The sequence below is a fragment of the Rossellomorea sp. GAMAL-10_SWC genome (assembly GCF_049568075.1).
GTDB lineage: Bacteria > Bacillota > Bacilli > Bacillales > Bacillaceae_G > Gottfriedia.
Map to the genome: position 1 here is coordinate 1,816,856 of NZ_CP144911.1, position 21,581 is coordinate 1,838,436.

General features: G+C 32.4%; 21 protein-coding genes, 1 pseudogene and 1 other annotated feature (1 of these 23 cut by a window edge). Of the genes and pseudogenes, 12 read left to right on the forward strand and 10 right to left on the reverse strand.

Annotated features, from left to right (window positions below):
- Nucleotides 1-65: 65 nt before the first annotated feature.
- Entirely contained in the window at nt 66-722 is a 657-nt protein-coding gene (locus V5E38_RS08915; RefSeq protein ID WP_499212993.1) for a phosphatase PAP2 family protein, read from the reverse strand.
- Nucleotides 723-1,599: 877 nt separating this feature from the next.
- Here V5E38_RS08915 and V5E38_RS08920 point away from each other — a divergent pair.
- The 5 genes from V5E38_RS08920 to V5E38_RS08940 all read left to right on the forward strand — a co-directional run bounded on the left by V5E38_RS08920 (nt 1,600) and on the right by V5E38_RS08940 (nt 5,352).
- Nucleotides 1,600-2,592 (forward strand): ROK family transcriptional regulator, encoded by a 993-nt coding sequence (locus tag V5E38_RS08920; protein ID WP_499213547.1) that lies wholly within the window; start codon nt 1,600-1,602, stop codon nt 2,590-2,592.
- 87 nt (nt 2,593-2,679) lie between these two features.
- Nucleotides 2,680-3,060: a VOC family protein gene (locus V5E38_RS08925; RefSeq protein WP_499212994.1), complete on the forward strand. Its 381-nt coding sequence runs from the start codon at nt 2,680-2,682 to the stop codon at nt 3,058-3,060.
- Nucleotides 3,061-3,191: 131 nt separating this feature from the next.
- The gene (locus V5E38_RS08930; protein WP_499212995.1) at nt 3,192-4,421 is read left to right on the forward strand and encodes an MFS transporter; all 1,230 of its coding nucleotides are present in this window, start codon (nt 3,192-3,194) and stop codon (nt 4,419-4,421) included.
- 287 nt (nt 4,422-4,708) lie between these two features.
- On the forward strand, nt 4,709-4,870 hold the full coding sequence (locus tag V5E38_RS08935; protein WP_499212996.1) for a hypothetical protein: 162 nt from the start codon (nt 4,709-4,711) through the stop codon (nt 4,868-4,870).
- Nucleotides 4,871-5,121: 251 nt separating this feature from the next.
- The gene (locus tag V5E38_RS08940; protein ID WP_499213548.1) at nt 5,122-5,352 is read left to right on the forward strand and encodes a MerR family DNA-binding protein; all 231 of its coding nucleotides are present in this window, start codon (nt 5,122-5,124) and stop codon (nt 5,350-5,352) included.
- Nucleotides 5,353-5,567: 215 nt separating this feature from the next.
- Here the strand turns inward: V5E38_RS08940 and V5E38_RS08945 are convergent, their stop codons facing one another.
- Nucleotides 5,568-5,768: a cold-shock protein gene (locus V5E38_RS08945; protein WP_025568369.1), complete on the reverse strand. Its 201-nt coding sequence runs from the start codon at nt 5,766-5,768 to the stop codon at nt 5,568-5,570.
- A 280-nt stretch (nt 5,769-6,048) separates the two neighbouring features.
- On the opposite strand from V5E38_RS08945, the gene V5E38_RS08950 reads away from it, so the two are divergent.
- Nucleotides 6,049-6,516, forward strand: a complete 468-nt coding sequence (locus V5E38_RS08950) for a CarD family transcriptional regulator (protein ID WP_499212997.1) — start codon at nt 6,049-6,051, stop codon at nt 6,514-6,516.
- A gap of 237 nt (nt 6,517-6,753) precedes the next feature.
- On the opposite strand, the gene V5E38_RS08955 is transcribed toward V5E38_RS08950, so the two are convergent.
- Together V5E38_RS08955 and V5E38_RS08960 are read right to left on the reverse strand one after the other, a co-directional pair.
- A complete protein-coding gene (locus V5E38_RS08955) occupies nt 6,754-6,966 on the reverse strand; it encodes a hypothetical protein (protein WP_097977342.1) in 213 nt (70 codons plus the stop codon).
- 342 nt (nt 6,967-7,308) lie between these two features.
- Nucleotides 7,309-7,509, reverse strand: coding sequence for a cold-shock protein (locus V5E38_RS08960; RefSeq protein WP_499212998.1), 201 nt, complete (start codon nt 7,507-7,509; stop codon nt 7,309-7,311).
- Between the two features lie 339 nt (nt 7,510-7,848).
- On the opposite strand from V5E38_RS08960, the pseudogene V5E38_RS08965 reads away from it, so the two are divergent.
- Nucleotides 7,849-8,153 (forward strand): annotated as a pseudogene (locus V5E38_RS08965) (DUF1259 domain-containing protein).
- A 134-nt stretch (nt 8,154-8,287) separates the two neighbouring features.
- Here the strand turns inward: V5E38_RS08965 and V5E38_RS08970 are convergent.
- A complete protein-coding gene (locus V5E38_RS08970; protein ID WP_499212999.1) occupies nt 8,288-8,623 on the reverse strand; it encodes a YciI family protein in 336 nt (111 codons plus the stop codon).
- 239 nt (nt 8,624-8,862) lie between these two features.
- Between V5E38_RS08970 and V5E38_RS08975 the strand changes: the two genes are divergently transcribed.
- The 4 genes from V5E38_RS08975 (at nt 8,863) to V5E38_RS08990 (ending at nt 14,733) form a co-directional block, all read left to right on the forward strand.
- Nucleotides 8,863-9,321 carry a MarR family winged helix-turn-helix transcriptional regulator gene (locus V5E38_RS08975; protein ID WP_176522588.1) on the forward strand — a complete coding sequence of 153 codons (459 nt, stop codon included), beginning with the start codon at nt 8,863-8,865 and terminating at the stop codon, nt 9,319-9,321.
- Between the two features lie 15 nt (nt 9,322-9,336).
- Complete coding sequence (locus tag V5E38_RS08980; RefSeq protein ID WP_499213000.1) at nt 9,337-11,175, forward strand: ABC transporter ATP-binding protein; 1,839 nt, start codon at nt 9,337-9,339, stop codon at nt 11,173-11,175.
- Between the two features lie 190 nt (nt 11,176-11,365).
- The gene (gene ppsA, locus V5E38_RS08985; RefSeq protein WP_499213001.1) at nt 11,366-13,978 is read left to right on the forward strand and encodes a phosphoenolpyruvate synthase; all 2,613 of its coding nucleotides are present in this window, start codon (nt 11,366-11,368) and stop codon (nt 13,976-13,978) included.
- A 137-nt stretch (nt 13,979-14,115) separates the two neighbouring features.
- Complete coding sequence (locus V5E38_RS08990) at nt 14,116-14,733, forward strand: LysE family translocator (protein WP_097977333.1); 618 nt, start codon at nt 14,116-14,118, stop codon at nt 14,731-14,733.
- A 97-nt stretch (nt 14,734-14,830) separates the two neighbouring features.
- On the opposite strand, the gene V5E38_RS08995 is transcribed toward V5E38_RS08990, so the two are convergent.
- From V5E38_RS08995 to V5E38_RS09015, 5 genes are all read right to left on the reverse strand, one after another.
- Nucleotides 14,831-15,139, reverse strand: coding sequence for a CHY zinc finger protein (locus V5E38_RS08995; RefSeq protein WP_499213002.1), 309 nt, complete (start codon nt 15,137-15,139; stop codon nt 14,831-14,833).
- Between the two features lie 41 nt (nt 15,140-15,180).
- Entirely contained in the window at nt 15,181-16,287 is a 1,107-nt protein-coding gene (locus V5E38_RS09000; RefSeq protein ID WP_499213549.1) for an acetyl-CoA C-acyltransferase, read from the reverse strand.
- Nucleotides 16,283-17,749, reverse strand: a complete 1,467-nt coding sequence (locus tag V5E38_RS09005) for an AMP-binding protein (protein WP_499213003.1) — start codon at nt 17,747-17,749, stop codon at nt 16,283-16,285. The genes V5E38_RS09000 and V5E38_RS09005 overlap by 5 nt, the downstream gene beginning before the upstream one ends.
- A 48-nt stretch (nt 17,750-17,797) precedes the next feature.
- Nucleotides 17,798-18,376, reverse strand: a complete 579-nt coding sequence (locus V5E38_RS09010) for a biotin transporter BioY (RefSeq protein ID WP_499213004.1) — start codon at nt 18,374-18,376, stop codon at nt 17,798-17,800.
- 582 nt (nt 18,377-18,958) lie between these two features.
- Nucleotides 18,959-20,035 carry a DUF3900 domain-containing protein gene (locus V5E38_RS09015; protein WP_097977319.1) on the reverse strand — a complete coding sequence of 359 codons (1,077 nt, stop codon included), beginning with the start codon at nt 20,033-20,035 and terminating at the stop codon, nt 18,959-18,961.
- Between the two features lie 345 nt (nt 20,036-20,380).
- Between V5E38_RS09015 and V5E38_RS09020 the strand changes: the two genes are divergently transcribed.
- Entirely contained in the window at nt 20,381-21,301 is a 921-nt protein-coding gene (locus tag V5E38_RS09020; RefSeq protein WP_387329482.1) for a DMT family transporter, read from the forward strand.
- An 84-nt stretch (nt 21,302-21,385) separates the two neighbouring features.
- Nucleotides 21,386-21,581, forward strand: a binding site (T-box leader); it runs 15 nt beyond the window's last position.

Sequence of the window (21,581 nt, forward strand, 5' to 3'; positions counted from 1 at the left end):
AAAGGATTCCCTCATCAATCCGTACAAATTTAAAATTCCTTTTTTTACAATTAGTAAGAAAACCTTCAAGCGCATTGTTTTCGTTCATATTGCCTTTCTTTATAACGCTGATAATACCAGATTGCAGTACTAATCCAAAATCCTCCAGTAAAGTAACCAGCAATTACATCGCTTGGAAAATGAACACCTAAATAAATTCTACTTATGCCAATTAAAAGAATCATTATTAAACTTGTTATTATCAATAGAGAACGCCCAGATTTTGTACGAATATTTCTCCACAATATAAATGTTAAGATTCCATAAACTGTCATTGCGTTAGTTGCATGCCCACTCGGAAAACTATATCCACTTATTTCAATTAAACGGTGTAAATCAGGTCTGGCCCTATGAAAAAAGAGTTTTAATAAAACACATAGAATATTTGAGCCAATAAGAGCAGCAACAAATAATATTAACTCAGAACGGTGATTTAAAACTTTATAAAGAAAATATAGAATACTAATAGAAAGTAAAATAATAAATACGCTTGAACCTAAAAAAGTTATTATTTTCATAAAAGATGTTATGGCCGGTGATTCAAGTCCTTGTATAAAGTTAATAACTGTACTATCAAAATGATATATACTATGATTGCTTACTAGTAATGCCATGAGTCCGAAACCAAAAAGTGACAAAAGACTTATTAAAAAAGCAATGGACAAAGAATACTTTAAATTCATTTAAAAATACCTCAAATTTACAATGTTGTTATTGAATTTTACTAGCTAACAATTAAATCATATTCTTTTAGAGTTAAAATACTATCATTTCCATTCCGTTTCACTTATATGTCATAATTTTACTTTTTCAATGATTTTAAATATATAAATGTCTATATAATGTAAGGAGTATGGACAAAGTATTTTTCCTTTCTTATTACTTAAGTATTTATTTAAATTCGTTACTATAAAGAAGTTCTTAATTAATAGAAACTATACAAATATTAGAAATGAAAACTATAATAAAAATCAAATCAGAGATAAAAAATCTATTAATAACCTCATCTTATAAGAAAAATATTAACAAATTGATATATTTAGGTTAACCAAATTGAGATATCAAATGTATTTCCACAGATTTTTCTAACATAGTTGTAAACTTTTGAACCAAATGTCAAAGCATGTGGTTTTTATGATATAACGAACGAATAATAGAAAAATATGGAAGCATATCGAGAAGACTTTAACAGTATGTAATATTGGAGTTTAATCAAGGACTTAGTTAGCTACAATGATTATTGAGTGGCAGAAGAGCAATATGTAATACAAATTTATGTAGGGAAAAAGAAGTTCATAATCCTAAAAAGATACAAGACAGCATTTTTATTAAAGGACATTCTATACAGTCAAAACTGTGATAAAAAGGTTTGGTAAGCGATATATTATTAACATTTGTACTACTTAAAAATATAAATCTATAAATCTCTATATAAATTTAATTTCATTTGTGTAAATAAAAAGTATATGGTAAATTAAGGTCATTAACTTATTAAAGTCGTTTAATAAGTTTTTTAAGGCGGTGAATTTAGTGAATGAATTTTTAGCAACTCCAAGCTCGATGAGGAAAATGGTTCTTCGTGGTATTCGTACAACACTTTTAAAACTAGGAAGTGCAACTAAAGTTGAATTAAGTCAAAGGCTAGAAATTAGTTTTCCAACAATTAGTAAGTTTCTAACAGAAATGGAAAAAGAAGGAGAAGTTCTTTTAGTTGGATTAGATAACTCTAGTGGTGGAAGAAGAGCAAAAAGATATTCTTACAATCCTGAACATATGTTAGGGCTGGTAATTTTTTTAGAAAAAACAGAAACGAATTATAAAATTTTTAATTGTGTCGGTGAAATAAAGGAACAAGGCAAAGTGTCCAGTGCATTAATAGATAATAGTTTACATTTTTTAACGACTACCATTGAAAGTTTAATAAGTAAATATCCTAAAATCAGTTCAATGTCGATTGGGGTTCCTGCAGCGGTTGATAATGGAAAAATGTTTTATATACCAGGATATGAACAGTTTCAAAACATTAATTTAAAAGAATATTATGAAGAACATTTTTCGATCCCTGTCATAGTTGAGAACGATATGAATGCAGCTGTTTTAGGTTTTCACAATAATAGAGGGATAAAAGAAAAACAATCTCTTGTTTATTTGTATTCAGGACAAAACGGTCCAGGAGCAGGAATTATGGTAAACGGTGATGTTGTTAGGGGTAGTACTTTTTTCTCAGGTGAGGTTTCATTTGTACCTCAGTATGATGACAGAAATTTCGGGCAGGCGTTAGTAAATGGAAAAGGACTTAAAAGCCTAAACATAAGTGAGGATTATGAAATTGATGCAATCAGTAGGCTAATGGCCTCATTCGTAGCAATTATTAACCCTCATATTATCATTTTTTGTAAGGATGAAGTTGAAAACGTAATATTAGATAAAATTAGAATGACTAGCTCAAAATATATTCCGGCTGAACATCTTCCTGTACTTACGACGAGTGATTGGAAACAAGATTACTTATTGGGATTACAAAGTCTTTGTCTTAAACTTATGATCGATTGAATAATGAAAAAATAGTTATTTAAGGTGATGACCCTATTTAATACTAAAATTCAGAAAAAAATAATATCGGGGAGTAGTGGTAAAAAAATGAAAATTGAACATGTTGCTATTTGGGTTAAGGATTTGGAAGGGATGAGGGAGTTTTACGAAACTTTTTTTAATTGTAAGTCTAACAATAAATATCATAACTGTGAAAAGAAATTTGAATCTTATTTTCTTACTTTTGAATCTGGCGCACGGTTAGAGATTATGCGTAAAGAGGGTATTGTTAAGACGAATACCGATGCTCAAATTGGTTGGGCTCATATTGCAATCTCCTTGGGAAGTGAAGATGCCGTCAATCAGATGAGTGCCAAATTTAAAAATAGCGGTTATCCTCTTATTAATGGTCCTCGTATGACTGGTGATGGGTACTATGAGAGTGTTATAAAAGATCCTGAAGGAAATGTTATCGAGTTGACTGCTTAACTTATACTTATTAAAGATATTAAATAAGTATTTGAATTTTTACTTTTTAAATAAGTTAAATAAGTTTGCTTTTTTCACACTTTTTAAATGCGTTTAAAAAGTTTTGTAACACTATAACTAGGAGGTTAAGTATGGATATTTCTTTAAATAGTCGCCAAATTCAATTATGGAGAATCGCCATTTATTTCATTTTTGCACTGACTGGATTTGCATTCGCATCATGGGTATCTCGCACTCCTGCAATTAGGGATGCTCTTGGTTCAACAACAGCAGAGATGGGTGTAATCATATTTGGGCTTTCCGTAGGATCGATAATCGGACTGATAAGTGCCAGTATGCTTATTGCTCAAAGGGGCGGACGATTTGTTATGGTTTTTGGGCTTTCTGTAGTTTCTATTGGACTTTTAATAGTTGGAATCAGTGGTTCATGGCTAACAAATAATATTATGGTATTTTTAGGGCTTATCATTTTTGGTTTCGGCCAAGGAATCTGCGATGTAGCGATGAATGTTGAAGGAACCGCAGTTGAGAAAGCTGCTAAAAAGTCTCTCTTAACCGGTTTTCATGCTGCGTTCAGTTTGGGTACGCTTCTTGGAGCATTAGTTGGTTCGACAATGACTAAGTCAGGAATCTCTGTACCTATTCACTTGTCACTGACAGCCTTAGTTATTGTTGTGACTGTTTTATATTTATACCGTTTCATACCTGCCAACACAGGTAAAGAAGTTGCTGGTGACGCTGTTAAGGTAAACAGAACGAAGGAAAATATGTCTGTATGGAAAGAGCGACGTACAGTAATGATTGGTATCATTGTACTTGGAATGGCTTTCGTTGAAGGCTCTGCTAATGACTGGCTACCCCTTATTATGGTTGATGGCTACAATGTTACGCCAGCTATGGGCTCCATTGCATATGGCATTTTTGTCGGTTCAATGACTTTTGGCCGTGCAATAGGTGATAAAATATTAGACCGTTTCGGTCGAGTTATTATTTTGCGTGCATCAGCAATTTTGGCTGTTGTAGGACTGATTATTGTTATAATGAGCCACAGTTTCGAGGTAGCAACGATTGGTATTGTTCTTTGGGGCCTTGGAGCAGCATTTGGTTTTCCAGTTGGACTGTCCGCTGCAGGAGACGATCCTCATAGAGTAGCTGCAAGAGTAAGTGTAGTATCAACGGCTGGTTACCTAGCATTCCTAGTAGGACCACCATTTTTAGGAATTATCGGTGAACATATAGGGTTACTTCGCGCTTTAATTTTCGTACTTATTGCTGTAACGATCTCCGGGCTGCTTTCAAAAGCTGCGAAACCGATTGTGAAACAAAATAATTTGGAGATGGATATGGAAATACCTAATTGACCGTTTAATGAAAATTGGTTTACACATTGATCGTGTAAACCAATTTTGTTACTGAATTAAAGGAAAAATGAAATCCACACTAAACAAAAATGTGAAATCCAGTACTAATAGTATATTTAAAAATATTATTATTTAAGAAAAAAGAGTATAAAAGTGTTGTTAAACTAATGTTAGTTAACGACAAATAGAGAATAAAAGTTTAAATTCAATCTTATTTATTTTATAATTTAGTATAAAAATATGTCTAAAAAAATTGATTATAAAATGATCGCAAAGGAAAATTAACAATGAAGAAGGAAATACAAGGAACAATTATTAATCACGTGGGTGAATGGCAAATTAATTTTGCAATACCTGTAACTCAATCAAACGAAACAAAAGAAGTAGAACAATTATCGTTTGAGGATCTATTAGTAGATAAAAGGGAAGATAAACTAATGGAAAAGTAAGGACCAATTTAGTATTACCAAATGCTAGATTTAATTTTTTATACCTTTAAATGAAATAATCATCCCTAAATAAGAATGCCTATCTATATTATCAGATAGGCATTTTCATGTGTGAACTAAGTAAGTACATTATTAATCATCAGCTATTGGTATGAATTTTCAAACTCTTTTCGCTTGACCTTGGGTGACAGTCGTCACGTTCAAGAGAGGAAAATAACTATCGTAATTATTCAGAAGAAGCGGTTGAACGTCTGAAACTCATCAAAAAATTCCAGGGCATAGGATGTTCTTTAATAGAATTAAAAGAAATCTTAGAGGACAAAGATAAAAATACACGATCTAATCAACAGGTAATTGAATGGATATCTCAAAAAATAACTGAAATCGAACGAATGAGAAATGAATATGATCAAATGCTTGTTACTCTCAATATCATGTTAGAATACAGGAAGATATTAGAAAATGATTCAAAAAATGAATAATCCGAATAATCTTATTAGTTTACTAACAATTTTCTTTTAGTAAAAATTTGTATATACATTTTTTATAGGCTATAATACTTTAAACCATTTCTTTACCCGAGCTCCACGTTTAAATTTCCCCCTATTCTTAAATGAATAGGGGGTTTTTATTTTTATTAGATATAAATAAAAAAAGTCAAATTCTACTAGTAGAATCCGACTTTTAATTTTTTTAATTATGCTTTTTTAACGTTAGTTGCTTGTGGTCCGCGTTGTCCTTGTTCTACATCAAATGTAACTGCTTGACCTTCATCTAATGATTTAAATCCGTCAGTTTGAATTGCTGAGAAGTGAACGAATACATCATCACCATTTTCACGCTCGATGAATCCAAAACCTTTTTCTGCATTAAACCATTTTACTTTACCTTGTTCCATTTTTGTTTCCTCCTAGTGCGCTTTCACACAATGTAATAATTCAATCTTAACATTAAATGCAAAGATAATCAAATTCACCTAAATATTGGTGAAATTACATATTTTTTATGATTAATTTTTACTTAATTCTTAGTCATTAATTTTAAAAATAAAAACACTAACTAAAAAATTCATTTGCTTATTGACATGACTAATTTATTATTGGTAAAATATTTATTTTGACAAAAAAATAATAAATGTTATGCTTATATAGGTTCATAATTAAATGGGGGTGTAGATAATGTTTGAAGTTGGTGATAGCATCTTTTATCCAATGCAAGGAGCAGGTGTGATCGAATCCATTCAAGAAAAAGAAGTTCAAGGTGAAATACAGCAGTATTTTATTATAAGATTACTAATTAAAAAGATGGAAGTAATGATTCCAATTTCAAAAATGAGTAATTCAAAAATTCGAATGGTCGTTGATTCAAATACACTCGACAATATATTAATAAATTTTCATAATGGAGAATCTGATCGTTCTCTATCATACAAACAAAGATTTAAGCTAAATACTGAGAAAATGAAAACAGGTAATATTGAAGAAGGCGCAGAAGTAGTACGTGATTTAATGCGTATAGATAAAGAAAAATCTCTTAATTCAAGTGAAAAACAGATGTTAGGTAACGCAAGTAAAATTTTTATAAGCGAACTTGAATTAGTTAAAGGGATTTCAGAAAGTCAAGCCAAAGAACTATTATTCGGGTAAAAAATCTTTATTTCAACTTACAAAGGAAGATTACAGAATTTCAAATTTTCAAATCGTGTATGAAACGATACCCCTTATATAAAACATTAGCCCCGTCAATTTATGCTAGTGTTCCTACTTTTAAACTCCATTTTGAAAATAATGTTGTTAATAAAAATTAAACCATTATTTATTGAATAAGTGAAAACGAGTATCTATTTCATTTTCAACTTGTTCATCAACAAAAAAGCATCCAATTTATTTGGATGCATACTTAAGTATTCCGCTTAAAAAGAGTGAATCTTCTAACTGTGTGCACTCTTTTAGTTTGATTAATCCATCTAGTTCTAGTTCCTTAGCTAGTTTTTCAATCATATTTGTATCATTTTCCAATGAATTTTTAATGTCGAATATAAAGAAATTTCCTCTTGTTGCAAGTCGAAGGTTCTTTAATAGATTTTCCTTACTCATTTTCACATCTCCCTTCTAAATCATATAATTCGACACAGAAGAGGTATTGTCCTGTAAATTGAATTAAATTACAAATTAATTGTAGGATGATTATTTTATCTTCAGAGTATAACGTTAATAATTCTCATATACTTTCAATATACAAATACACATAGTATTGTGAGTAAAATTAACTTAATGAAGGTATAAAATGAATGTTGTGTATTCATTTTTTATAGGCTATAATACTTTAAACCATTTCTTTACCCGAGCTCCACGGTTAACCCCCCCTAATCAATGAATAGGGGGGTATTTTTATTATAAAAAAAGTCAGATTCTATAAATAGAATCCGACTTTTTTAATTATGCTTTTTTAACGTTAGTAGCTTGTGGTCCGCGTTGTCCTTGTTCTACATCAAATGTAACTGCTTGACCTTCATCTAATGATTTGAATCCTTCAGATTGAATTGCTGAGAAGTGAACGAATACATCATCACCATTTTCACGCTCGATGAATCCAAAACCTTTTTCTACATTAAACCATTTTACTTTACCATGTTCCATTTTTTATTTCCTCCTTATGTGCTTGAACACATTTAATGTTTATATAATAACAATTTAATGTAAGATAATCAAATTCTCTTACTAAAAAAATAGGACTTTTCACTTATTTAATTGGAAATTAAAGGATTTTCTTTAATTTTTAATTAGAAATCTTTGGATATTAGGAGCTATTTACGATGGTTAGTTAAGGATTAAGATAGTCGCCCGTTCTTCATTTTCTTCATAAGATACTGAGTAAAAAATAAAAAGAATGAAGAGAGTTATGAATATGTCAACTTGTCAAAGACTTGCGGATATCTTGAAGGAGAAGTTGTTAAAGCTACATCTGTATGTTTAATTATGCGTCTTCGTAATATAAATGCGACTATTTTAGGTCGTAGGACTCGTTCTCCATTAGCACTTCCTTACATGTTATCTTTTGAAGATAATGGTTTAAACCTTGGCGAATCTGTTGTCCGTCAGAAAGAGATTAACCCATTAATGACGCATTACGAAAAAGAGGAATTATCGTGACAGCAGTTCATAATCATTGGCTTTTTGATAAACCACGTTTAATGTATATGCATTGGGAGAATGTTAATTTGGATCCAGTTGAATTTACAAGAGTTAGTTTTGAGGTAGCAAAAGAAGCAGGTCTTTTTTAAGTATACTTACTTAATTGAGTGACTAAAATTATATAGAGTATGTAATCAATAAATGAAATAAAAAAAGCAAATGGACAGTTGACCACTGATCCGTTTGCTTTTTTTAATTTCGTTCAATTTTTTCAACAATTACATCATGTATTTTGTTTAGGGAGTACTGCATGCATCGGATAATATTCCGTAGACATGATTCCAGTTATCACGGCTGGATCTTCTTTGATAAGTTTTGGGACTTGGGCTTCATTTTCAACTTCAATTATTGCAATGCCATGAGGTGAAGAAGGATTTCGAACCGGTCCAAACACTAGAACAATTCCCTGGTTTTGTTTTTCTGTCCAATAAGCAATATGTTTTCCCATAATATTCCGTTCTTCATCTGTCATGTCCTGTTGAAAGGTTATTCTTGGGGGAATAGATTTTAGCAAAAAGTGCATCTTTACTGAATCATTAATTGGTGTGTTATCTGCCATCCTTAATGTACCTCCATTCATTCTGACGATCTTTACCTACAATTATTTCACAAATCACTTTTGAATACACTTCACAATTTAAGATCAACCAAATCACTGAATAATTTAAGAAATGCTGTAGAAAATATCCTATTGTCTATTTATTAATAATTTTTAATTGTACAAATGAACAATAAAGTTTTATTATTAGTTTACAATGTAAACAGTTTATAAAGTAAACTAATGTAAGGGGTGAAATGATGCCAGATTTTCAACAAGCAATCGATTTAACAAATTCGTTTGTTTCAATTGCGCGTCAACTAAAAAGAATAAACTTACAAACTGCAACTAAACTTGGGATAACCTTCCAACAGTTAATTATCCTCAATTCAATTCGAAATAATGAAGGTTTATCACAAAAGGAACTAACTGAACGAATTAGGACTGCTAAAAGCAGAGTGAGTCTTAGTATTGATGAGTTAGAGAAGAAAAATTATGTAAAAAGAGAAACGTCAGCTATTGATCGCCGCGAAACTCAATTATTTTTAACTCCCGATGGTGAAGAATTATGTCAACGCTACCGAGAAGAATCAGAAGCATATAAGAGTTTAGCAAATTCACTGGAACAATTTTCACAGGATGAGCTTAATATACTTATAGACATGCAAAAAAAAATTTTAACTGATTTATCAAATGAACAAACTAATTGTTCAAAATAAGGAGGACGTTTAATTATGTCAGGATGGGGTGGTGGACCTCCGATGGGTCCCCATGGTTTTGGGCGAATGAAATATGATAAAAACGCACAAAAACCAAATATAACAAAGGCAATACTACTTAGAATTGCAAAATATTTTATTCCGTATTGGAAGCAAACAACACTTGTCGTGCTTATTTTATTAGTTACTTCAGTACTAGGCATTTTACCGCCTATCATCATTCAACATATTGTTGATACAGCCTTACCAAATAAAGATTTAAGTCTCCTAATCTATCTCGTGCTTGCCTCACTTAGTACTACGATTATTTCAGAGTTATTGGGTGTTTGGCAAAATTATTTAAATGCATATGTTGCCCAAAAAATTATTTACGATATGCGAAACCAAATGTATCTTCATTTACAACAAATGCCATACCAATTTTATTCGAACGTTAAGCAAGGTGAAGTGATCACCCGAATGACGGCTGATATTTCTGGTGTTAAAGCTGTTTTTGATAGTACGATTGTGAGTTTCGCTAATAATCTATTCATTCTTATTTCTACGGCTACCACATTGTTAATAGTGAACTGGAGGCTTGGAATACTAGGATTAATCATTGTACCATTATTTATTCTACCGACTCGTAAAATGGGAAGTGTTCGTTGGAGTATTGCAAAACAGACACAGGAAAAAACAAGTGAGCAAAATCATATTATACAAGAAACATTAAATATTAGTGGTTATTTATTAATGAAGCTTTTTACAAAAGAACAAAAGGAATTTAAAAATTTTGATGAGATTAATGTACAGGCTACTAATCTTAAAATAAAGGAATCTATGGCAGGCCGCTGGTTTATGATGATTTTATCAACCTTTACTAGCATCGGCCCAATGCTCATCTATTTATATGGTGGATATTTATTTATTCACGGTCAGATAACAATTGGGGCTATTATTAGCTTTGTTGCTTTACTTGGTCGTTTATACGGGCCAGTTGGACAATTAACAAATCTTTATGTAAATATTACAAGTTCGATCGCTTTATTCGAACGTATTTTTGAATATTTTGATATGAAATTAACGATTAAAGATCGTGATGATGCGACTGAAATGAATGTTACTCATTTAGATATTGAATTTAACGATGTATCATTTTCTTATCAGAAAGATAAAACCGCTTTGCAAAATATTTCCTTTATTGCTCCATCCGGTACAATGACTGCATTAGTTGGACCTAGTGGAGCTGGTAAAACAACAATTACCAATTTAATTCCTCGTTTGTATGATTTTACATCAGGTTCAATCAAAATAGGCGGTCGAGATATTAGAGAATTCACGTTAGAATCATTACGGTCACATATTGGACTTGTTACACAGGATAGCTATTTATTTAATGGAACGATAAAAGAAAATTTATTATATGCAAGCCCTGAAGCATCAGACGAAGAAATTACCAATGCTTGTAAGGCAGCATATATTCATGATTTCATAATGGACTTACCAAATGGTTATGAGACAATTGTCGGAAATCGAGGGATCAAACTTTCAGGAGGAGAAAAACAAAGAATATCAATCGCTCGGGTATTATTGAAAAATCCTGAAATCATTATTCTTGATGAAGCAACTTCTTCATTAGATACTTTATCTGAGTTTTATATTCAAAGTGCAATACAAGGATTATTAAAAAATAAAACGTCCATTGTTATTGCTCACCGACTTTCAACCATTATGGCCGCGGATCACATCATTGTGTTAAATGATGGTCAAATTGTTGAGGAAGGCAAACATGAAGAATTGTTAATGCAAAATGGATTATATAAAGAATTGTACAATAAACAGTTTGGTAAAAAACCAATCGCATCTATTGAATAGAAAAAAAGCACAGATTAATTTCTGTGCTTTTTTCATTCTATATAGTGTTGAATAGATTTTTAATTGTTTGATTTTCTTACATACTCTTCCTACTTTAATTATACCATAAAAAAAATGGCTAAAATAGACTTTATCTTCTTATTTTCAACTGATAAAATCAATAGACATTAAAGGTTAGGAGAGATGTGGAATGAATTCTTTAGTTCTCGATTTCCAAGAGATTAATAAAAACCAACTTTTTCTCGTTGGCGGAAAAGGATTAAATTTAGGTAAATTATCAAAAATTCAAGATATAAAAGTACCGGAAGGATTTTGTATTACAACAGAGGCATTTCAAAAAGCTATCGAGCAAAATCAATCCTATCATGCTTTATTGGATCAACTAACACTGCTAAATGTAAAGGATCGAGATCAAATTAGTAAGATTTGCAGTAAGATTCGAGACCTTATTTTAGAAGTAGCAATCCCTTCAGATGTTGTTAATGCAGTTTCTACCTATCTCTCCAAATTCGGCGAGGAACTTGCATACGCTGTCCGTTCTAGTGCAACTGCTGAAGATTTGCCACATGCCTCTTTTGCTGGCCAACAAGACACGTATTTAAATATTATTGGTAAAGAAAATATCTTACAACATATTAGTAGATGTTGGGCTTCTTTATTTACGGATCGTGCGGTAATCTACCGTATGCAAAATGAATTTGACCACAATCAAGTTTATCTATCCGTTGTTATTCAAAAAATGGTTTTCCCTCAGGCTTCAGGGATTTTATTTACTGCTGATCCCATTACTTCTAATCGAAAGGTAGTATCAATTGATGCAAGTTTTGGACTTGGAGAAGCTTTAGTTTCTGGTTTAGTATCGGCCGATTGTTATAAGGTACAAGATAATAAAATCATCGATAAGAGAATCGCAACGAAAAAATTGGCTATTTATGGTCGAAGAGAAGGCGGAACAGAGTCACAGCAGATTGATTCACAAAAACAAATCACTCAAACACTTACTGATCAACAAATTTTACAACTAGCACAAATTGGTAGACAAATTGAAGCTTATTTTGGTTGTCCACAAGATATCGAATGGTGTTTAGTAGGCGATACATTTTATATTGTCCAAAGTCGTCCAATCACAACTCTCTTTCCGATTCCCGATGTAGATGATCAAGAAAAACACGTCTATCTATCTGTTGGCCATCAACAAATGATGACCGATCCAATCAAACCATTGGGATTGTCGTTTTGGATGTTAACCTCTAGGGCACCTATGCGTAAAGCAGGAGGTAGATTATTTGTAGATATCTCACAACATCTTGCTTCACGTGACAGAAGAAATATGTTTATAGAGGCAATAGGAAAATCAGACCCGCTCTTAAAAGACGCTCTATTAAAGGTTGTAGCAGGAGAAGATTATCTAGAATCATCAACTGAGAATAAAGCACCAACCCCCACTAAAAATGTTCAAGAACATTCGTCGTCCAGTTTTAAAGCACTAATCGAAAACGATCCAACAATTGTAACTGAATTGATTAAGAAAAACGAAACATCAATCGAAGAATTAAAACAAAACATTCAAATGAAATCAGGATCAGATTTAATGGATTTTATTATAGAAGATCTTCAGAAATTAAGAGAGTTATTATTTGACCCGCGAAGTTCCGCAGTGTTTATGTCCGCTATGAATGCGACAGAATGGATTAATGAAAAAATATACGAATGGTTAGATGAAAAGAATGTAGGAGATACGATTTCGCAATCTGTACCGAATAACATTACTTCAGAAATGGGTCTAGCACTAATGGATGTCGCAGATGTAATTCGTCCTTATCCAGAAGTAATCGATTATTTGCAACATGTAAAAGATGATAACTTTTTGGATGAAGTAATTAAATTTGAGGGTGGACAAGAAACTAAAAATGCAATTGATGATTATCTGAGAAAATACGGAATGAGATGTACTGGTGAAATTGATCTGACTAGAACACGTTGGAGCGAAAAACCATCTACACTTGTCCCCATGATTCTTAGTAACATTAAAAACTTTGAGCCGCATGAAAGTAGACGGAAATTTGATCAAGGCCTAGAAAAAGCAATGCAAAAAGAAAAAGAGCTTGTAGAACGATTGCTGCTATTACCGGATGGTAAACAAAAAGCCGAGGAGATAAAGGAAGTTATTAGTCTAATCAGGAATTTCATTGGATATCGTGAATATCCAAAGTATGGAATGATTAGTCGCTATTTTGTGTATAAGCTAGCTTTATTGAAAGAAGCTGAACAACTAGTTAAAAATAATGTCATTTCTGAAGTTGAAGATCTATTTTATCTCACATTTGAAGAACTTCACGAAGTCGTTCGTACAAATAAACTAGATTATCAAATCATTAATAAACGAAAAGACGAGTACAAATTATATACTAAACTAACACCTCCACGAGTTTTAACATCTGATGGTGAAATCATTGTAGGTGAATATAAACGTGAAAATCTTCCAGCAGAAGCGATTTTAGGTTTAGCTGTTTCTTCAGGAGTAATCGAAGGAAGAGCACGTGTTATTTTAAATATTGAAGATGCAAACCTAGAAGAGGGTGACATATTAGTTACATCATTCACTGACCCAAGCTGGACACCTTTATTTGTTGCAATAAAAGGACTGGTCACTGAAGTTGGTGGACTGATGACACACGGTGCGGTCATCGCAAGAGAATATGGTTTACCTGCAGTTGTCGGTGTAGAGAATGCTACCAAACTCATAAAAGACGGGCAAAGAATTCGTGTTCATGGAACAGAAGGCTATATTGAAATATTATAAATGTAGAATGAATAAGTCGTTTTTCCAATTGTGGAAAGCGGCTTATTTTTATTGAAATAAATAACAATTTAGGCAATTTCTGCAAAAATATACTGTATAATAGTCTAAATAAAAAGTAAAGAGAGGAGATGATCATCATGCTTTCATTTATTTTAGTTGTATTAATGCTATTTTTAATACCAGGACCAGCTGTACTTTTAACATTATCCCAAACAATGAAAGGTGGGAAATGGAATGGCATCTTAACAGGCGTTGGGATTGCTGTCGGTGATCTAATTCATACATGTGCATCCGTATTTGGACTTTCTGCAATTTTAATGACTTCTGCATTTGCTTTTGAAATCGTTAAATATTTAGGTGCAGCTTATTTATTTTATTTAGGAATCACTGCTATTATTAAAAAATCAAAAAACAGTAAAAAAACAACTGAACAAAAAGAAGTAAATAGTAAACTTTCCTTTCGTCAAGCAGTGCTGATCGAAGTATTAAACCCTAAAACTGCACTATTTTTCTTAGCCCTTTTACCACAATTTGTTCAACATAATGGACATCCGGTGTTCATTCAACTGTTAACCCTTGGTTTGACATTTGTATTACTTAGTATTTTGTACACAACTTTACTAGTGCTTTTATCAAGTGTAATCGGTAAAAAGATCTTTAGTAAAAAAACAAAAGGTCCAAAATGGATGGGGAAAGCGATTGGCTTAGTTTATATAGGGTTGGGTTTAAGAGTTGCTCTTCAAACACAATCGTAACAGATTAATAATATTCAATATAAAAAGGAGGCCGACTGGCATCCTTTTTTATTGTTCTTATATTACAGAGGATCCAACTTTGGTTTTCTTGATTAAATCACTCAAAATACAAATGGTAATGGTTTTTACAGCCTGGATTAAAATCAGATTCACATTTAGGACATTTGTAGTTACATTCTTGATATTCTTGAATTGTTAATTCCTCATGACAGTTACCACAAAGAATTGCTTTTGTTTGCCATTCATCTTTACCCCAGACTTTTGGCTCATGATTTGCGCTTTCCTCATGGCAATAATAACAACCATAGTATGTATTGCAGCACTTGAATTTGATAGCAATGATATCTCTTGCTGTATGGTAATGTTTACAACGTGTATATAGATCGATTGAACCGATTACTTTCATATGTTTACCTCTCTTTATACTTCTTACTACTTCATGATTGTTTAATTTTGTTTTACGATTTCGAATAAGACAGCTAATCCGATTCCACCACCACTTCCAATTGCAGCGACTACATAATTTGAATCTAAATTTTTTCTTCTTTGTACTTCATAAAAGAGTCTTGTGACCATGATGCTTCCGGAAGCCCCATATGGATGGCCAATCATTAATGCTCCTCCACAACTATTTAACTTGGAAGTAGGGATGGAAAGTTCATTAGAACAGGCTAGTACTTTTGAAGAAAAAGCCTCATTTATTTCAAAAAGTTCTATATCAGCCACTGTTAAATTGTTTCTACTTAACAAATCTTGAATAGCAGGAATCGGTGCTGTACCTGGATAATTAGGATGAACACCAGAAACTTGACTATCCACAAAACGTAAAACTGGTTTTAAACCGTTTTTTATCGCTACATTTTCTTCCATAATTAGAACAGCGGAGGCCCCATCATGAATGCCACAACTATTTGCAGCTGTGACTGTACCGTTCTTTTTAAAAACAGGTTTTGCTCTTTTTAAAAGTTCTTCCATCTTTCTTTTTTTGAGAAATACTTCATCATGGTCGAAATCACCAACTGGAATAATCTCTTGATTGAAGTGTCCGTTTTGATGAGATTCCCAGCTTCGTGTATAACTTAATAATGCATATTGATCTTGAGCTTCTTTTGAAATACTGTATTTTTCAGCTACATTTTCCGCTGCAATCCCCATATCAGGATCACCAATTTTGTCAGGTGAAAATCTTGCTCTAGCAGGAAATGGGGAGGTACTAGTACTTTCAACTCCTCCAGCAAGATAGCAAGTTCCAGCACCACCTTGGACTAAGTAACATGCCATTCGAATCGCTTCTAATCCTGCACTACATTGACGATCAATTGTGATTCCTGGGACTGTAAGAAAAAGATCCGCTTCCAATGCAGAAACACGAGCGACATTTCCCCCTGGGCCAACAACATTTCCTAAAATAATGTCATCAATCTTTTCATCTAACCCATCTGCCAAATACTTGAGCAATGGGGAAGCAAGTTCATGTGGTTGAAAATCTCGTAAAATTCCACCTTTTTTTCCAATAGGTGTTCGCTTTGCTTTGACAATAACAGCTCTTTTAATTGTTAGTCACCTGCATTTCGATTTGTTTAATTAGCTCTGCGCGTGCAATCTTTCCGCTAGTCGTATACGGCATTTCATTTTGAAAAAACCATTTACGAGGTATTTTATAAGCTGATAAGTGTGTTTTACAAAATCTTTTTAACTCAAAAGAATTAGATTTGCCTTTGATCACTGCAGCAACAATCTGACCCCAATAAGGGTTTGAAAGACCAACGACTGCAACTTCCTCAACATCCGGATGAAGAGATATAACTTTTTCGATTTCTTCAGGAAATATATTAATACCTCCGTATAAAATCATATTTTTTTCACGTCCGTTTATTGTTAAAAAACCGTCTTCATCAATAAAGCCCATATCATGAACTGTAGCCCAGCCATCATCATCTTGAATTGAATAAATGGTTCTTTCATTTTCTTCAAAGTATCCATTTATTAAATACTTACTTTTCACATATATTTTTCCAGTTTCATTCGGTTTAGCTAACTCTTGGTCTGGTCGACGAATTTGTAACACCACACCATAACAAGGCTTTCCAACCGTTTTTGCCTTATCGACACCATCTCGATCCGACAATACAGTAATGAAACTTAATTCACTAGCTCCAAAAAATTCGTAGATCGTCATAGCAGGAAACAAATGACGAAATTCAATTTTAGATTTTTCGGTCCACTTTGCACCAGACGAAAGTATTTTCATCGCTCGATCGACTTGAATACCTTCTTTTATTAATGCTTCGATCATTGTCGGAACTACATAAATAGTCGTAATAGGAAAAGAATTAATTCGTGATATTACATTTAAAGGAGAAAACTTTTCTAAAAGGATAACTGTTCCACCTAAATATAAGGTACTAATTGCACCATATAAAAAATGAGAATGGATTAAAGCTCCAGGTATAAGAGTTTGATCCGTTTCATCTAATCCAAAGTCAAAGCGATTGCAATCAAAGCTAGCAACCCATGAATCTTGAGAACGGATAAATGCTTTCGGGCTCCCGGTTGTACCTGAGGTAAATCCGACATAGAAAGGTAGGTTCTCATTTATTTCAATTGTAGATAAGGAATCAAATTGACCTATTTCTTGAAAGATATCATCTATAATCTTCACATTTGGAAGGATCGAATGAATCTTATTGTACATCTCTTTTGTTGTAACAATAATAGAAGGATTCGAAAGCTTTACCCTTTTTTCCAAATCCGCTAGATTCCATTTCATATCATACGGAACGGCAATCCAACCCGCTTTAGACGCTCCTGTAAACATCTGCAAGAAGGAGATGCTATTCGGTAAAAGAATACCAATTGTTTTCGAATTTGATTGATAAGAGTGTAGCCAATTAGCCGTTTGATTAATTAATTGATGCCATTCTTTATAATTGATTTGTTGATTACTCGTATGTATCGCGATTTTGTCAGGCGACAATATAGCGTTTTTCTGATAGGTTTCTGTAATATTTGCCATTTAAATCACCTCTATAAAAAAGAGACACAACAAGAGTGTCTCAAAAATTTACATATTTTCTGTTGATTGTTTAGAATAGTTTTTTGTCAATGAGCTTGAAAAAACTGGTTGCTGTCTTAGTTTGAATACTAAAATTGAGGCAAGAATCGCTTTTAATACATCACCTGGAATATATACTAAACTTAATTTAACAGCTGTCATAACTGGAATTCCCATCATAAATGCTTGAATTGGGATACCGATTAAGTAGATTAATAGAATTCCAACAGTCAAGTTAATCAATAAGACTTGTTTTAATTTTAACGTTTTAAAACGAGCTAATAAATACCCAATTACAAAAGCCGTAATAGGCCATGAAATTAAATAACCAACACTTGGTCCTGCAAATACACTAAAACCACCACGACCACCAGATAGAAGCGGCATTCCAACTGCAACTAGTAATAAAAAGATGGTTTGGCTTAATGCACCTAATCTTGCACCTAAAACACCACCAGTTAGAAGAACACCAAGTGTTTGTAAAGTAATTGGAACTGGTGTAAAGGATAACATAATCGGAGGAACTTGTCCAAGGACACCCATAACTGCTGCAAACATTGCGACAAATGTAATTTCTTTGATTTTCATTTTAATTCTCCTACTGTCAATTTTCTGATAACTATTATCATATTAATGAAACTTAAAATATATGTCAACTAAATATTTTATCCGGTTAACATATATTATATTAAGATAGAAAACTAAAAAATCTAAGAAAACAGATTAAAAGACGAAAGTAGGAAGGGGAAGCGTTTATAGACCGGTGTACTTAGATAAATTATAGTAATTGGTTTAGGTGAAGCGGGTAAAATTATTGCACTACTTAATGGTTTCTCTGATAGAGTTGTTGATTTAAATGATGTCATATTTAATTTTGCAGGAACATTAATTGGATATTGTATATTTAAATTATTTTCTTATTTATTTAGGTTATCAGTTAAAAAAGCTAATCTAAAATTAAACTCGGTATTAAAACATATATATGAAGCTTAAGAAGTGATTATATTTGATAAAAGTCCTGAATGTTTTTTATTAAAATTCTAAGGTGTTCACTTAGGTGTAGACTCTCTATAGCAATTTAGTTGAAATCGAAAAGACAGGAAGCTAGTAAGCGAACTGTCTTTTCGTTTTTATTATATTAAAGATATTTTATTTGAGTTATTCGATTGTTCAATATCCTGGAATATTTACTTTTTGGCCAATTCGGTCAATTACATCATCCAACTCGTCCGGCTTTAAAAACTCAATTGGTGAAAATCCCTTTTCAAATTGCAATGTATCAGCTTCTAAAATCACGACATATCGACCGTTTACTTTTGCAATATGGAGGTTATCACCGAAATCAGCTAGTAACCCTTTTACAGAAAAGTGATCCGCTTTAAATGATAATTCAATTTCTGGTGTATGTTCCACAATCTGTGCCGCTGCTTCGATTACTTCATTGGGTGTAAAATGCTCTTGAATTTCACGTTTAGGACTTGCTGCCCATACTTCCATTGCTGCATCAAATTGTTGTCTTTCAACACTTTCCTCTTCAAAAACGTCTTCAATTTTGTCATAAACCATTTCCATTACTTGAGATTTTACAATTTCAGGCATTGATTCAGAATAGGAAACAAATTTTAAAAAGTCTTCAAAATATCTTGCGTGAGATGCTTGATGGATTTTTAATTCACTTTCTGAGATCATCCCTAATTCTTCCATATAGGGGTATTGGATCGATTTCATATTTTTCGTTGTAATTGCCATTTCAACAGTTTTAATGAGAGTAGATTCATCTGAAATGGAGGCTACTTTTGGTTCAAAATCGCATTTTAGTACAAATAAGAATGGATCATCAAAATATTTTCTTAGTTTCGCTTGAATAACTAAAAATGCTCCACCGCGAACTGCGCTTGTATCAATGTAATTTATGACTAACGTTTCATTTTCTGCTTTAAAATCTTCAATTGATTTAGCATCTCTTATTCGCTGGAATAAATTATAATTTGGATTTGAGTCTAAAGAGTGGCCTTCTTCGACGATAAAATGACCTAATTTTGTAGGTACAGAATCAGATTTTGGATGTTTTTCAACTTTTCGATTGACAATTCGTTCAAGTTCACCTTCTAAAAAGCCTTTCAATGCGCTTTCTTCAAACATTGATTCATCTAATGTTTGGAAATGTTTATATCGTTTATCGGATTGTTCACCTTTACCTTCTACAGTAACAACATAAAACGATAAATATGTAATTTCAAAATCCATCCAATCACCTTTTCCTATTTTTCTGTATTTAAGTATATGGATGAGGATTCGTTGAGTCAATCATGAACTAATCAAGTTTTGGGCAAAATTTCCATAAAAACTATCATAAGATAGAGAAATTTTACAGTTATGAGACAAATTCATTACACACTATGATAAAATAAAGATATAATTTAATGTGGAACCAATAAAAATTAAAGTACTTGGATGTGGTAATTTCACATCTTTTTTTCGTTAAGTGGGAATAAATTGGCAGAAATGAAGTGATTTCAACGTCAATTAGGCACGTCAATCAACGAGTTTTCTTTACTTGCAATTTTATGGGACCAACTATATGGAAAGGGGATGAGAGACCTGAGAATAGATAAAATAGCTACCATCTCATTAATAATCGTAACATTACTTTGGGGCACAACATTTGTAGTAGTCCAAAATGCGATTGCATACGTTGAACCGTTTGCATTTAACGCATTTCGATTTATCCTGGCAACTTTAGTCCTTTTGCCATTTTTAATTAAAAGAAAGCAAAAAACTAAATTAACAGTTAAACAAATCGTTATTACTAGTGGAATTGGATTCATGTTGTTTTTAGGGTATTTACTTCAAACATTTGGATTAAAGTATACAACTTCATCAAAATCAGGTTTTATTACTGGTCTATGTGTTGTATTAGTACCTGTTCTTTTATATTTAGTCTATAAAGAACGATCCAACTGGTCTACCGTAATCGCATGTTTAATTGCATTACTGGGACTAAGTTTCTTAACTTTAGGTGATTCATTTTCTGTAAATCTTGGAGATGTACTTACACTTATTGGGTCAGTTGCATTTGCATTCCATATTATTTTATCAGGAAAGTATACAAAGCAAATGGATCCAATCACCTTTACAACGATTCAACTAGCAACAGTAGGCATTAGTAGTACGATTTTCTCTCTAATTTTTGAAGATACTTCCGTTTCATTTTCGAAAGAACTTTGGGTCAACCCGACATTCATTTTTGCTGTAATTGTGACTGCAGTATTCTGTACGAGTATTGCGTTTTGGGTTCAAATGTTTGCTCAACAACATATTTCTTCAACGAAAGCAGCATTAATTTTTATTTTTGAGCCTGTTTTTGCGGCATTTACAGCAGTACTATTTGCAAATGAAACATTATCGATCCAAACAATTATTGGTGGGACTTTTATTGTAGGTGGCATGCTGCTATCTGAAGTACCTTTACCAAAGAAACGAACAAAAGAAGTAAAAAATGAGGCAATATAGTAAGAAATGTAAGAAATTTTAAAAAAATGGGTATAATACACATTGACAGATACAATTTGTTCACGTATTATAACTTTAAATTAATAAACGACTTAGAAAAGGAATAGTAAGTTTATAAGCTTTTTAGAGAGGGAATGGTTGGTGCAAATTCCTAAAGTGAGTAAACTGAACCAGCCTTGGAGTCTCTGTACCGAAATAAAGTAGGCTACAGCGGTTTTCCCGTTAAAGATGTTAAGAGATTATGTAGAGCTTTTACATAATAAGTAGGGTGGTAACGCCA